This is a genomic window from Ancylobacter sp. VNQ12 (assembly GCF_049445835.1).
Taxonomy (GTDB): Bacteria; Pseudomonadota; Alphaproteobacteria; order Rhizobiales; family Xanthobacteraceae; genus Ancylobacter.
The window spans coordinates 66,565-78,783 of the sequence record NZ_JBMSDU010000017.1 but is presented as its reverse complement, the minus strand read 5'-3'; the positions used below and the strand labels follow the sequence as shown (position 1 = coordinate 78,783).

The 12,219-nt window shown below is 67.4% G+C and carries 14 protein-coding genes; 4 read left to right on the top strand and 10 right to left on the bottom strand.

The window, feature by feature from the left end; genetic code table 11:
* Positions 1-36 precede the first annotated feature (36 nt).
* The 9 genes from ACO2RV_RS19480 to ACO2RV_RS19440 all read right to left on the bottom strand — a co-directional run bounded on the left by ACO2RV_RS19480 (position 37) and on the right by ACO2RV_RS19440 (position 6,549).
* The gene (locus tag ACO2RV_RS19480; protein WP_423295902.1) at positions 37-648 is read right to left on the bottom strand and encodes a glutathione S-transferase family protein; all 612 of its coding nucleotides are present in this window, start codon (positions 646-648) and stop codon (positions 37-39) included.
* A 103-nt stretch (positions 649-751) separates the two neighbouring features.
* Positions 752-967, bottom strand: a complete 216-nt coding sequence (locus ACO2RV_RS19475) for a cold-shock protein (protein WP_423295901.1) — start codon at positions 965-967, stop codon at positions 752-754.
* A 96-nt stretch (positions 968-1,063) separates the two neighbouring features.
* Entirely contained in the window at positions 1,064-1,939 is an 876-nt protein-coding gene (locus tag ACO2RV_RS19470) for a 23S rRNA (adenine(2030)-N(6))-methyltransferase RlmJ (RefSeq protein WP_423295900.1), read from the bottom strand.
* A gap of 30 nt (positions 1,940-1,969) precedes the next feature.
* On the bottom strand, positions 1,970-2,629 hold the full coding sequence (locus ACO2RV_RS19465; RefSeq protein WP_423295899.1) for a ribonuclease T2 family protein: 660 nt from the start codon (positions 2,627-2,629) through the stop codon (positions 1,970-1,972).
* Positions 2,630-2,667: 38 nt separating this feature from the next.
* Complete coding sequence (locus ACO2RV_RS19460) at positions 2,668-3,225, bottom strand: hypothetical protein (protein ID WP_423295898.1); 558 nt, start codon at positions 3,223-3,225, stop codon at positions 2,668-2,670.
* 96 nt (positions 3,226-3,321) lie between these two features.
* Complete coding sequence (locus tag ACO2RV_RS19455; RefSeq protein WP_423295897.1) at positions 3,322-3,648, bottom strand: hypothetical protein; 327 nt, start codon at positions 3,646-3,648, stop codon at positions 3,322-3,324.
* A 39-nt stretch (positions 3,649-3,687) separates the two neighbouring features.
* The gene (locus ACO2RV_RS19450; protein ID WP_423295896.1) at positions 3,688-4,050 is read right to left on the bottom strand and encodes a cupin domain-containing protein; all 363 of its coding nucleotides are present in this window, start codon (positions 4,048-4,050) and stop codon (positions 3,688-3,690) included.
* A 121-nt stretch (positions 4,051-4,171) separates the two neighbouring features.
* The gene (locus ACO2RV_RS19445) at positions 4,172-5,782 is read right to left on the bottom strand and encodes a regulator (RefSeq protein ID WP_423295895.1); all 1,611 of its coding nucleotides are present in this window, start codon (positions 5,780-5,782) and stop codon (positions 4,172-4,174) included.
* Positions 5,783-5,862: 80 nt separating this feature from the next.
* Positions 5,863-6,549: a cysteine hydrolase family protein gene (locus ACO2RV_RS19440; protein WP_423295894.1), complete on the bottom strand. Its 687-nt coding sequence runs from the start codon at positions 6,547-6,549 to the stop codon at positions 5,863-5,865.
* A 355-nt stretch (positions 6,550-6,904) separates the two neighbouring features.
* Between ACO2RV_RS19440 and ACO2RV_RS19435 the strand changes: the two genes are divergently transcribed.
* The 3 genes from ACO2RV_RS19435 (at position 6,905) to uvrB (ending at position 11,117) form a co-directional block, all read left to right on the top strand.
* Positions 6,905-7,591 carry a hypothetical protein gene (locus ACO2RV_RS19435; protein WP_423295893.1) on the top strand — a complete coding sequence of 229 codons (687 nt, stop codon included), beginning with the start codon at positions 6,905-6,907 and terminating at the stop codon, positions 7,589-7,591.
* Between the two features lie 98 nt (positions 7,592-7,689).
* Positions 7,690-8,487 carry a phosphodiesterase gene (locus tag ACO2RV_RS19430; protein ID WP_423295892.1) on the top strand — a complete coding sequence of 266 codons (798 nt, stop codon included), beginning with the start codon at positions 7,690-7,692 and terminating at the stop codon, positions 8,485-8,487.
* Positions 8,488-8,537: 50 nt separating this feature from the next.
* The gene (gene uvrB, locus ACO2RV_RS19425) at positions 8,538-11,117 is read left to right on the top strand and encodes an excinuclease ABC subunit UvrB (RefSeq protein ID WP_423295891.1); all 2,580 of its coding nucleotides are present in this window, start codon (positions 8,538-8,540) and stop codon (positions 11,115-11,117) included.
* 34 nt (positions 11,118-11,151) lie between these two features.
* Here uvrB and ACO2RV_RS19420 read toward each other — a convergent pair whose 3' ends face one another.
* Positions 11,152-11,589 carry a GNAT family N-acetyltransferase gene (locus ACO2RV_RS19420; RefSeq protein WP_423295890.1) on the bottom strand — a complete coding sequence of 146 codons (438 nt, stop codon included), beginning with the start codon at positions 11,587-11,589 and terminating at the stop codon, positions 11,152-11,154.
* Positions 11,590-11,774: 185 nt separating this feature from the next.
* On the opposite strand from ACO2RV_RS19420, the gene ACO2RV_RS19415 reads away from it, so the two are divergent.
* Entirely contained in the window at positions 11,775-12,179 is a 405-nt protein-coding gene (locus ACO2RV_RS19415) for a DUF805 domain-containing protein (RefSeq protein WP_423295889.1), read from the top strand.
* Positions 12,180-12,219 lie beyond the last annotated feature (40 nt).

The window sequence follows — 12,219 nt, the reverse complement described above, 5'->3', positions numbered from 1 at the left end:
CGCGGGGGAGGACGCCACGTCGTTGAGGTTCGTGCCTCAGTCGACCGGATGGGTTGCCTCGAAAGCGGGCACGCGTGCGGCAAAGCTGTCCAGCCACGCGACCAGCGCAGGATGATCCTCGCGCCACGTGCCCTTGAACCTGAAATCGAGATAGCCAAGCGCGCAGGCGAGGGTGATCTCGCCGGCATGGGCGGCGCCCGACAGCCCCTCGGCCGGGCGTGGCGGGGCGGCCTCGAAGGCGCGAAGCGCCCGCGCCACCTTGCTTGCCTGCCTGTCCACCCAGCTCGGGCTGCGCTCGCCCTCGGCGCGGAAGCGCACCTCATAGACCTGCAGCAGCGCCGCATCCATCAGGCCGTCGGCCAGCGCCTGGGTCGTGAGCACTTCGAAACGGGCGGGTCCGGCTGACGGAATGATGCAACCGCCACCGGCCTGCGCGTCGAGATAGTCGAGGATCACCGGCGAATCATAGATCGGCGCACCGTCATCGGGCAGCAGGATCGGGATCTTGCCGAGCGGGTTCTGGACGCGGAGCGAATCCGCCGGGTCGCTGGTGTCGGCAGGCAGAATATCGAGGTGGATGCCGCACAGAATGGCGGCGATCTTGGTCTTGCGGCCAAAGGGCGAGGCCGGCGACGAACGCAGCTTCATCGAACTATCCGCTCAGGACAGGGCGCCGAAGCGCACGCTTCGCGTGCCCGTCCGGCCGCCCATAACGGCCGAGGCGGCATGCCCCGGCATCACGCCTGATCTATCAGTCCGCCTGTTGCAGGTCGATTGCCTTGGGGCCCTTGCCGCGCTTGTCGGGTTCGACCTCGAAGCTGACCCGCTGGCCCTCGGCGAGCGTGCCGAGGCCGGAGCGTGTCACGGCCGATACATGCACGAACACGTCGCGCCCGCCGTCGTCCGGGCGAATGAAGCCGTAACCCTTTTCGGTGTTGAAGAACTTGACGGTTCCCGTCGTCGCCATGCGCCTGCTCTCCTCATCCCCGGACAGGCCGCGTCCCGTCCGCCGGACCTATGTGCCGGAGAGCTAAGCAAAACCGATGCCGGAAACAGCGGAGCGTCAGCGCTCCGGGGTGAGCCAGCTGATGCGCAGGCGCCCGGTACCATCGGTGGCGAGCACGCGGGCAAGCGCGCCGAGCGCAAGACGCAGTTCGTCGACCAGGGTGAAGGGCGGGTTGACGATGACGAGGCCGCAGCCGGTCATCGTGTCCATCTGGCGCACCGCCCGGAGGTCGAACTGGATATTCAGCGTCTTGGGAATGTGGGCATGCTCGATCTCGCGGCGGAAGGCGTCGACCGCGCGCACATCCTTGATCGGGTACCACAGCGCATAGATGCCGGTCGACCAGCGCCGATAGGCGTCCGCGAGGCCCTCGGCCATGCGGTGGAACTCGCCGGGCTGCTCGAAGGGTGGGTCGATGAGCACGAGGCCGCGGCGCTCCTTCGGCGGCAGATAGGCGTTCAGCGCCTGCCAGCCATCGGTCGGCAGCACCTTGGCGCGGGCGTCGCGCCCGACGGATTCGACGAGGGCGTCGCGCACCCCGTCGACGGTCTCGCAGAAGATCAGCCGGTCCTGCGGGCGGGAGAGCGCCTGCGCGATCAGCGGCGAGCCGGGATAGCGCCGCAGCGTGCCGGCGAGGGCCGCATCGTCCGCGGCGGCGACATTGACCGCCCGTACCACGTCGAGCCAGGGCTGCAGCAGCGCCGCGACCTCGGGCGTGAAACTGGCCTGGAGCACGGAGCCGATGCCACCTTCCCACTCGCCGGTGCGCTGGGCCTCCTCTCCCTGAAGGTCGTAGAGGCCGGCACCGGCATGGGTGTCGAGCACGCGGAACGGGGCCTCCTTGCGGCCGAGATAGGCGAGGATGCGCGCCAGCACGACGTGCTTGACGACATCGGCGAAATTGCCGGCATGGAAGGCGTGACGGTAGTTCATCGGCGGTTGTTCATCGCGGGCTTCCGTGGTTCAGCGGCCGCGGGTCGGCGGCATCACGATGCGCTGCCTGCGGCAGGCGCGCCGGTCGACCTCCGGGCAGGAGGAGAAGCCGAGGGCGGGGCTCAGGCAGATGCGCACCTCGCTGAGGCGGCGGCTGTCGCACTGCACCGAGATCATATCCGGCGCAAGGCCGGGATTGGCCTTGAGGAAGGCCGCCTCGACCTCGGCGGGCGTCACGGTGCGGTAATCGTCGAGCTGGCGGAAGGCCTCGGGAATGGTGACTTCCCCATAGGCGCGGCGCACGGCGTCGAAATAGGCGACCGGATCGAGGCCCGAACAGGTGCCGTGGGTGCGCCATTCGTGCAGCACGAGGCGGCGGCTCGGCATGATGTCGAGCATGGAGCGCAGCGTCGCTTCCGGCACGAAGGGCGCCGGCGACTGGCAGGATTCCGGCCAGCCGCGCGCATATTGCGGCCAGAGCCCGTGCACGACGAAGGCGAAGGGACGGGCGCGCTCGCACTGGGCCGGCTCGGCCCGGTCGCCCTGCGCCTCGCAATAGGTCGGCGACCAGGACAGCGACAGCACGTAGTGGTCGAACGTGCCCGGCTCACCGCGATTCTGCGCCAGGGCCGGCGCGGCGGTCAGCGACAGCGTGACGAGGAGCAGCCGGCCGAGGCTGCCAAGATTCATCGCTGACGTCTCATGGCAGACGGCTCACAGCCGCCGGCTCACGGCTGCGCCATGCGGCAGTTCGGGGCGTAGTTCCACGAGCGGTCGAGGCCGTCGACGCACCATTCGACACCCCAGGAGAAGCCAATGAAGCCGCCATCCTCGATCAGCGAGTAGTAGATCCGGTGGCGCTGGCCCTGCACGAACTTGCCGCTGGGCGCCTTGCCGCCGGTGTACTGGGCCGGCGTGGAGGGCGCGGCGCCCACATCGCCGGAGACGACGACATCGGCCGTGCAGTAGCGGCGCGGCTGGTATTCCTCGCCCCAGGGGCGGAAGGCGATCTGGCGGATGTGATCGAAGCTCTCGATCTTCAGCGATGAGTTCCAGAAGCGCGATTCGGTGGTGGCGAAGTGGTCCTGGATGCGCGACAGCGCGGCCGGCAGGTCGCAGGCCGGCACGTCGCCGCTGTAGTTCGGGCCCGAGAGCCAGAAGTTCTTCTCGAGGAAGCTCGCCGCCTGCGCTCCGGAGAGCGAGACCGCGAGGAGGCTGGCGCCCGCCAGCATGCCCGTCAGCCCACGTGCTGCGCCGTCAAAGAAACGGCTCCGATCCCTACTCATCCCAAACCCTCCGACATCTGCCGGGACGATGCATCCCGCCCCGCCACGGGTCAAGGACGGCCGAGCCACACCGGCGGCAAAATCGCCGGGCGCGTCCTAATGAGGCGCCACCGCATGGGCCAGTGCTGGCAGCTGCGCGGGCCGCGCCGATATCCGGCAGGGTGAGCCGTCGAAAAGCCAGCTCGATACATTCTCGTTCATGCCGCAGATCGCCGAGCGCGGGCCGCCCGAGCCCGAGAGACAAACGCGCTCGCCGAGTTGGTAGTCCCGCCCGCCGGCTCGGCAGGTGCAGTCGGCGGAGGCGGTGCCGGCGGTCAGCAGCATCAGCGAGGCGCTGGCTGCGACCCGTCGGAACGAACCGGCGCCGCGTGATGGATGGGCGATTGCAGAAGGCGAGGCGAGGCGTCGGCACATGCGCAGCATCGGAACCTCCCATCATAGGAGCGCACACGGCGCCCCGGATCATATCAGGCGGATAACGTACAGCTTGCGGGTGGTCTCCACCACTTCCCAGACCCCCTTGAAGCCGGGGCGGATGACGAAGCTGTCGCCCGCCCGGAGCGTCACCGGTGCCTTGCCGTCCTCGTGCAGGATGGAGACGCCGGTGAGGAAGGAGCAGAACTCCCACTCCTCATAATCCACCTGCCAGGCGCCGGGCGAGGATTCCCACACGCCGGCAAACAGCGCGCCGTCGGGCAGGGTCTCGAAATTCCAGGTGAGGTGGCGCGGCTCGCCGGCGACGATGCGCTCGGGCAGCGGGACGGTTTCCTCCGGGGCGCCGAGCGCGTCGAGATCGAAGGGAAGCAGCAGCGGCGACGCAGACATGAGGCCTCGTGAGGGAGAAGGTTGGGGGCTGAAACAAGAGCGGCGCGGCCATCCTGTGCGATGTGCCGCGCCGTCTCAAGCCGCTTCGATCCGCCCCCCGGAGGCTCGAAGGCGGAAGCGCCTATTCCGCCGGAGCGGCATGGGCGCTTTCGGGCAGCCTGTCCGTCGCCTCGACGACGGCCAGCTTGGAGCAGGCGAAGAGGAAGCCGGCGACGATGACATAGGCGAGCGCCACGCCGGGGGTGACGGCGATGCCCACCGTCTCGCCATGCATGAAGCCGAAGAAGGTCAGCACCGCGCCGGCCAGGGCGAAGGCCGAGGCCTCGACGAATTTGCGCTCGACCACGAACACGCCGATGGCGCCGAGCACGAGGCCGACGAGGATAGCGCCGCCGCCCATCACCTCGATGCCGTGATAGAGCACGCCGACCGCGCCCATCTTCTCGATGCCGATGGCGGCGGCGGAGGTGCCGGCGAGGCCGAGCGAATTGTCGATCAGGAGTTTGGCCCAGGCCGCGAGGTGCGGGGTGATCGCCAGCACGACGGCAGGCGCGTGCTTGACCGGCGTGGTCTGGAACGCCTGCGCGCCGATGAGCATGCCGATATAAAGCAGGATCGGCGAGATGGCGACGACCGGGATCAGCGCCAGCAGCAGGGCGATGATGCCGAACCAGGACAGCACGATCACCATCAGCCCGGTGGCAGCGGAATAGCCGATGCGCCCGCCCATCGACTTCCAGCCGGGGTGGCCGATGTAGACGGCGTTGATGAAGGGATTGCCCATCAGGCAGCCGATGAGGCTGACTACGCCGTCGGCGGTGAGCACGCGGGTGGTGGGATAGTGGTCGCCCGCGGCCTCGGCGCTCTCCACATTGTCCATCGCTTCGACGAGATCGTAGATGCCGAAGGGGATGGCGGTGACGAGGATGACGCCGAGATAGTTGAAGCCGTGGAAGACGTGGTCGAAGGCCGGCAGCGGCACGGAGAAGCCGAAATTGGAGATGGCCGCGCCGACATTGGCGACGCTCATGCCGCCATAGTTCAGCCCGAGCGCGGTCGAGCCCCAGGCGATGATCATGCCGACAGCGATGGCGACGAGGCCGGCGGGAATGCCCTTGGGATATTTCACCCCGCCGAACCAGCTCACCATGATGATGGCGAAGCAGGTGAGGCCGATGACCGGGGTGGTGAAGATCTCGAAGGCCGGGCGCATGGAGATGAAGGCGATGGACACGCCCGCCAGCGTGCCGAGCAGAGCCGCGCGCGGGGTGATCTTGCGGATGTACGGTGCCACGAAGCCACCGATCATCAGGATGAAGCTCTGGAAGAACACCCAGACGAGGCCCGCCTCCCAGCCCTGGATCGGATCGCCGGTGGCGGCGCCGATCGGCAGCATGATGACGAAGGTGACGACGAACATGTGCGGCACGGAAATGCCGGAGGGCAGGGCGCAGACATCGTCGCGGCCGGTCTTCTTGGCCAGCTGGTAGCCGAGAAAGGCGTAATAGGCGGTGGAGAGGAACATCATCAGCCCGACCGCCGGCAGGATGCGGCCGAACACGATCTCGGGCGGCATCTTCAGCACGAACTGCAGGAGGCCGGTGAGCACCAGCATATTGACGAGAATATTGGTGCCGAAGCCGAACAGGGCATTCCAGTCGCCTTTGGTCCACAGCGTCGGCCGCATGCCGATGCGGGAGGGCGATATCGGGGTCATCTCACTGGCGGACATGGACAAAAATCCCCTTTTGCAACGGTTGGGCGCCGGGCGGCGCGGACGGGCACGCAAGCAATGGTGAGGTCAGGCGGCGGTCAGGCGGCTTGCGCCTTGTTGCCGAGCGCGGCGATGAGCGCCGAGGAGCCGGACACCCAGCCGAAGATGCCGCCCTGCGCCTTGATCATCTCGAGGCCGATGCGGTGGAACTCCGGGAAATAGGAGGCGCAGCAATCGGCCAGCGCCACGCAGCGGTAGCCGCGGTCATTGCCCTCGCGGATGGTGGTGTGGACGCAGACCTCGGTGGTGACGCCGGCCACCAGCAGCGTGTCGATGCCGCGATTCCTGAGGATCAGTTCGAGGTCGGTCTGGTAGAAGGCACCCTTGCCGGGCTTGTCGAGCACCACCTCGCCGGCGGCGGGGTAGAGTTCGGCGATGATGTCGTGACCGGGCTCGCCGCGAATGAGGATGCGGCCCATCGGCCCGGCACAGCCGATGCGCGTGGTCGGCTCGCCGCGCTCCACCTTGGCGGGAGGCGCATCGGCCATGTCCGGGCGGTGGCCCTCGCGGGTGTGGATGACCAGCAGGCCGGCGGCGCGGGCGGCCTTGAGCGCCGCATTGCAGGGGCCGACGGCCGCCTGCAGCAGCGACACGTCGTTGCCCAGCGTCTCGCCGAAGCCGCCGGGTTCGAGAAAGTCGCGCTGCATGTCGATGATGACCAGCGCGGTGCGGGCGGGGTCGAAGGCGAGCGGCGTCGGCTCGGCGGCAAGAAGCGAATCGGGCATGGCGGCTCCGGAGCATGGCGGCCGCGGCCGCCTTGTTGCATACATGAATGCATGCATGAGTTATGCCAATGATGAAATTTTAATCAAAAATTCCGTAAGTGTTTGATTTATAATGCGACGTTTCCGAGCTGCCGTCCGTGGGGCTTCTCTCTCGTCTGGCTGTCATCTGGGCAGATGTCGCTTGAAAGGGCGGTGCTCCCGCGACCCGACGCGGACATTGCGCAACACCGCACATATTCCTCGAGAATTTCCTAGAAGGTTGCATTCGGAAATATTGACAACCTATAGTTTTAAATTAGCGCTAGTGCATCCAACGATGGGGGTGAGGATGCGCTACGCGGTGGGATTCGCTTTCGTGTCGATGCTTGCGCTTGCCGGCTGCAACGGCAGGGCGGGGCCACCCGCTTCCGCGCCGGGAGCGCTGCCTGGAAACTGGATCGAGGCGCGGGCGATCAAGCCACCGCAACAGGATGTGCGGATCGGCTCGCTTTATTATGCCCGCGAGAAGCCGACGGCCGATTTCGGTTCGCCTGTGGCGATCGAGCCGCTCTGTTTCACGACGCTCGATCTGCATGGGGTGCAGCAGCTCGAACCGGTCGGCGTCACCAGCTTCGACGTCACTGACGGGTTTTCGGGCAGCGGCGGCCTTTCCGGCATCAAGACGATGCTGGTCAGCGCCGGCTTGAAGGGCGATCTCACGACCTATTACGACCTCAAGCTCGCCAATGTCACCAAGACCGGCATCACCCACGGCGATGCGCAGACCGTGTTCGACCGGCTGCGCCGGCGCGAGGACTGCCAGCGCTGGTTCGGCAATGTCGATCCGCTGTTCGCGGTCTACCAGGTCGAGTCGATCTACACCGGCGACATCGTGCTCAGCCGCAAGCACGAGTGGGGCGCGGGGGGCGAGTTGGCGCTGACGCTCGAAGCGCTGCAACCCAAGCTCGAAGCCAAGCTTCGGAACGAGACGCGCGACAGCGTCACCGGCAAGACCATGGTGTTCGCCATCGTGCCCCTGCCGCGCAATCTGCGGACGCAATAGGGGTCCGGTAACGGGAGGCGGTGCGGGTGGGGCCCGCGCCGCCTTGCCAGGTCGAAGGTTTCGGGCGGTATATTCCGGTGCCTTTCGCCGGAGCCGACATGCTCATCGCCCATCTCTCCGACCCACATCTGCGTCCGCGCGGCCAGCTCTATCAGGGGGTGGTTGATTCCAACGCCATGTTCGCGGCGGGGCTGGCGCATCTTGCCGCGCTCGACCCGCGCCCGGACCTCGTGCTGATCACCGGCGATGTCGTCGAGGAGGGCACGGCAGAGGAATATGCGGTGGCGGCCGAGATGCTGGCGGGCATCGGGCTGCCGCTGCTGGTCATCCCCGGCAATCACGACGAGCGGGAGGCGTTCCGCGCCTGTTTCGCCGCCCATGCGCATCTGCCGGCCACCGGCCCGCTGCATTTCGTGGTCGGTGACCATGGGCCGGTGCGCATCGTGGCGCTCGATGTGACGGTCCCCGGCGAGCATCATGGCGATTTCGACAATGCCGCGGCCATCTGGCTGGAGGCGACCCTGGCCGCCGAGCCGGAGCGGCCGACGCTGCTGATGATGCACCAGCCGCCTTTCGCCAGCGGTATCCACTACATCGACGAGTACAACTGCCGGGGTGGAGAGCGCCTCGCCGCCGTCGTCGCCCGCCACGCCAATGTCGAGCGCGTGCTGTGCGGCCATATCCACCGCTTCATGCAGCTACGCTTCGGCGGCACGATGCTGCTGACGGCGCCGAGCACCACCACCGCCATCGCGCTGCGTCTCGCTCCCGAGGCCGAGCCGGCCTCCTATGTCGAACCGCCGGCCATGCTGCTGCACCAGTGGCGGCCGGGCACGGGGCTGGTCACGCATTTCGTGCCGATCGGCTGCTTTCCGGGCCCGTTCGATTTCTTTTGAGGCGAGCTGCCACCCTTCCATCGGCGGACGGGACGCCCCATATTCGCGCCATGGCCAAAGCTGCACGTCCCGGCGGATTCGCGGAGCGCTCCCAGCGCGCCTTCGAGCCCGCGCAATCCGCCACCCTTGATCCCGTCCTCGCCGAGAAGCTCGGCGTGGCGCCGACCTCGGGTGCCTCCGCCACCGTCGCCGCACTCACGGCGCTGATCGAGACCGGTCGCCCGGAAGTCGACGGACAAGTGTGGGTGCCCCATCGCCCCGCCCGGCCGGAGAAGTCCGAAGGCGGCGTCGAATTCGTGCTGAAGTCGGACTACACGCCCAATGGCGACCAGCCGCAGGCGATCGAGGAGCTGTGCAAGGCGGCGAAGGAGGGCGAGCGCGACCAGGTGCTGCTCGGCGTCACCGGCTCGGGCAAGACCTTCACCATGGCTAATGTCATCCAGCGCCTGCAACGGCCGGCGCTGGTGCTGGCGCCGAACAAGACGCTGGCGGCGCAGCTCTATGGCGAGTTCAAGAGCTTCTTCCCCGACAATGCGGTGGAGTATTTCGTCTCCTATTACGACTACTACCAGCCGGAAGCCTACGTGCCGCGCACCGACACCTTCATCGAGAAGGAATCGTCGATCAACGAGCAGATCGACCGCATGCGCCACTCGGCCACGCGCTCGCTGCTGGAGCGCGACGACGTCATCATCGTCGCCTCGGTGTCCTGTATCTACGGTATCGGCTCGGTCGAGACCTATGCCTCGATGACCTTCAAGATCGAGGTCGGCGAGCGCCTCGACCAGCGCCAGGTTCTCGCCGACCTGGTGGCGCTGCAATACAAGCGCACCCAGGCCGATTTCGGCCGCGGCACCTTCCGGGTGCGCGGCGACGTGATCGAGATCTTCCCGGCGCATTACGAGGACCGTGCCTGGCGCGTCTCGCTGTTCGGCGACGAGGTGGAGAGCATCCAGGAATTCGATCCTCTCACGGGTCAGAAGTCGCAGGAGCTGAAATTCGTCAAGCTCTACGCCAACTCGCATTATGTGACGCCGCGCCCGACGCTGATCCAGGCGACGCAGGGCATCAAGGCGGAGCTGAAGCACCGGCTTGACGAGCTGAACGGCATGGGCCGCTATCTCGAAGCGCAGCGGCTGGAGCAGCGCTGCACCTTCGACCTGGAGATGATGGAGGCGACTGGTTCTTGCGCCGGCATCGAGAACTATTCGCGCTGGCTCACCGGGCGCCAGCCGGGCGAGCCGCCGCCGACGCTGTTCGAATATGTCCCCGACAATGCGCTGATCTTCTGCGACGAGAGCCATGTGACCATCCCGCAGATCGGTGCCATGTATCGCGGCGACTTCCGTCGCAAGGCGACGCTGGCGGAATATGGCTTCCGCCTGCCGAGCTGCATGGACAACCGGCCGTTGCGCTTCGAGGAATGGGAGGCGATGCGCCCGCAGACCGTGCATGTCTCCGCCACTCCCGGCAAATGGGAGATGGAGCGCACCGGCGGCGTGTTCGTCGAGCAGGTCATCCGCCCGACCGGCCTCGTCGACCCGGAGGTCGAGGTGCGCCCGGCCCGCACGCAGGTCGACGACCTGCTGGGCGAGGTGCGCGCCACGGCGGCCAAGGGCTATCGCACGCTGGTGACGGTGCTGACCAAGCGGATGGCGGAGGACCTGACGGAATATCTGCACGAGAACGGCATCCGCGTGCGCTACATGCATTCGGACATCGACACGATTGAGCGCATCGAGATCCTGCGCGACCTGCGGCTCGGGGCGTTCGACGTGCTGATCGGCATCAACCTGCTGCGCGAGGGCCTCGATATCCCGGAATGCGGGCTGGTGGCGATCCTCGACGCCGACAAGGAAGGCTTCCTGCGCTCGGAGACCTCGCTGATCCAGACCATCGGCCGCGCGGCGCGAAACGTCGACGGGCGGGTGCTGCTCTATGCCGACAACATCACCGGCTCGATGGAGCGGGCGATGGCCGAGACCGAGCGCCGCCGCGCCAAGCAGATCGCGTGGAACGTCGAGCACGGCATCACGCCGGAAAGCGTGAAGAAGGCGATCGGCGACATTCTCAACAGCGTCTATGAGCGTGACCATGTGACGGTCGATGCCGGGCTGGCCGAGGGCGCGGTGACCTATGGCAACAACCTCGCCACGGTCATCGCCGATCTCGAGAAGCGCATGCGCGCGGCCGCCGCCGATCTCGACTTCGAGCAGGCGGCGCGGTTGCGCGACGAGGTCAAGCGGCTGCAGGCGACCGAGCTCGCCGTCTCCGACGATCCGCTGGCGCGGCAGGACAGCGTCGACGACCGCACCGGCGGCTATCGCGGCGAGCGCAAATATGGCCGCTCGGCCAATCTGCCGGAGAAGAAGGGCCGGGGGGGCGGAAAGTCCGGGCCGCGCTCCTCGCCCGGCCATGTGTCGTCCGGCCACGAGGCGCGGGCGGACGAGGCGCAGGCGCGCTATGACGTGGACGGAGCCGGCTCACGCCTCGTGCGGCCCTCGCTGGACGACATGGGGCCGGGCACCGACCGCGTCGAGCCGCTGCGCGTCGAGGACTGGGTCCGCCCGGAGCGGCCCGACCCGATGACCAAGGGCCACCGCAAGGGCGGACGCCGCAAGGGGCGCTAATGTCTTGGGGCGCTAATGTCTTGGGGCGTTAAACTCAGGCCGCCGGCGTCTCCGGGGCCTTGAAGCGCTTCTTCAGCCAGACGCAGGCATGGCCGGGCGGGAAGTCGCCGAGACGGCCGAATTCCTCGTAGCCCTGTCGGACGTAGAATTCCGGCGCCTGGAAGTTGAATGTGTCGACATAGGCGCCGATGCAGCCGCGCCGCAGCGCCTCCTTCTCCGCCGCGGCGACAAGCCCCGCGCCGATGCCCGTGCCGCGACAGGCCGGGGAAACCCACAGCCAGTCGATGAACAGCCAGCCATAATAGGTGCGGCCCTTCAGTCCGCCCTGCACGCTGCCGCCGGTGCCGCGCGCCATCACCCACAGGTCGCGCGCATTGGGCGGGCCGGCCTTGGTGTCGTTGAAGGCGTCGAGGCCCCGGTCGATCATCGCCCGGACCTCGGTGCCCGGACTGTCCTCGATGTTGAACTGCATGCGCGCCTCTCCCTGGGCGTCTCGGTCATTCGCCGGCCGCGGGCCGGCACGCCTTCTAACCCGTCCGGGCGGGATTTCCCAATCGGGCGAGTTTCACGGCTCCGAAGAAGGGCCTATGATACCGCGTCCGCGTCCGGCACGGCGTGGCGATCAGGGGTTGGGCGACCAGGCGTCGGGGGAACATCATGAATTTCGGTCAGGCGGTATCCAGCGTTCTGAACAACTACGCCACCTTTTCCGGCCGCGCGCCGCGCTCGGAATATTGGTGGTGGGTGCTGTTCTCGATCGTCCTGAACTGGATAACGGCATTTCTCGACACCGCCCTGTTCGGTACCTTCGCCCTCGTCCATTTCGGCGATGCGAGCTATGTCGGCGCCGTCGACGTCTTTACCCCGATCAGCACCATCGTCGGTCTGTTGCTGATCCTGCCCTCGCTCGCGGTCGGCGCCCGGCGCTTCCACGACATGGACCGCACCGGCTGGTGGCTGCTGATCGGCCTGACCGGCATCGGCGCGCTGGTGATCTTCTTCTGGTTCATGATCAAGGGCACGCCCGGCACGAACCACTACGGCCGCGACCCGCTGGAGTGAGCCGGGCGGCGGAGGCACGCGGGGCCGCGCTCCGCCGCAC

Excerpts from the sequence above, each read along its gene's own strand:
- ACO2RV_RS19440 (WP_423295894.1), bottom strand. The coding sequence starts at position 6,549 with ATGCCCGATTCGCTTCTTGCCGCCGAGCCGACGCCGCTCGCCTTCGAC.
- ACO2RV_RS19420 (WP_423295890.1), bottom strand. The coding sequence starts at position 11,589 with ATGCAGTTCAACATCGAGGACAGTCCGGGCACCGAGGTCCGGGCGATG.
- ACO2RV_RS19460 (WP_423295898.1), bottom strand. The coding sequence starts at position 3,225 with ATGAGTAGGGATCGGAGCCGTTTCTTTGACGGCGCAGCACGTGGGCTG.
- ACO2RV_RS19470 (WP_423295900.1), bottom strand. The coding sequence starts at position 1,939 with ATGAACTACCGTCACGCCTTCCATGCCGGCAATTTCGCCGATGTCGTC.
- ACO2RV_RS19480 (WP_423295902.1), bottom strand. The coding sequence starts at position 648 with ATGAAGCTGCGTTCGTCGCCGGCCTCGCCCTTTGGCCGCAAGACCAAG.
- ACO2RV_RS19430 (WP_423295892.1), top strand. The coding sequence starts at position 7,690 with ATGCTCATCGCCCATCTCTCCGACCCACATCTGCGTCCGCGCGGCCAG.
- ACO2RV_RS19450 (WP_423295896.1), bottom strand. The coding sequence starts at position 4,050 with ATGTCTGCGTCGCCGCTGCTGCTTCCCTTCGATCTCGACGCGCTCGGC.
- uvrB (WP_423295891.1), top strand. The coding sequence starts at position 8,538 with ATGGCCAAAGCTGCACGTCCCGGCGGATTCGCGGAGCGCTCCCAGCGC.
- ACO2RV_RS19415 (WP_423295889.1), top strand. The coding sequence starts at position 11,775 with ATGAATTTCGGTCAGGCGGTATCCAGCGTTCTGAACAACTACGCCACC.
- ACO2RV_RS19455 (WP_423295897.1), bottom strand. The coding sequence starts at position 3,648 with ATGCTGCGCATGTGCCGACGCCTCGCCTCGCCTTCTGCAATCGCCCAT.
- ACO2RV_RS19475 (WP_423295901.1), bottom strand. The coding sequence starts at position 967 with ATGGCGACGACGGGAACCGTCAAGTTCTTCAACACCGAAAAGGGTTAC.
- ACO2RV_RS19445 (WP_423295895.1), bottom strand. The coding sequence starts at position 5,782 with ATGTCCGCCAGTGAGATGACCCCGATATCGCCCTCCCGCATCGGCATG.
- ACO2RV_RS19465 (WP_423295899.1), bottom strand. The coding sequence starts at position 2,629 with ATGAATCTTGGCAGCCTCGGCCGGCTGCTCCTCGTCACGCTGTCGCTG.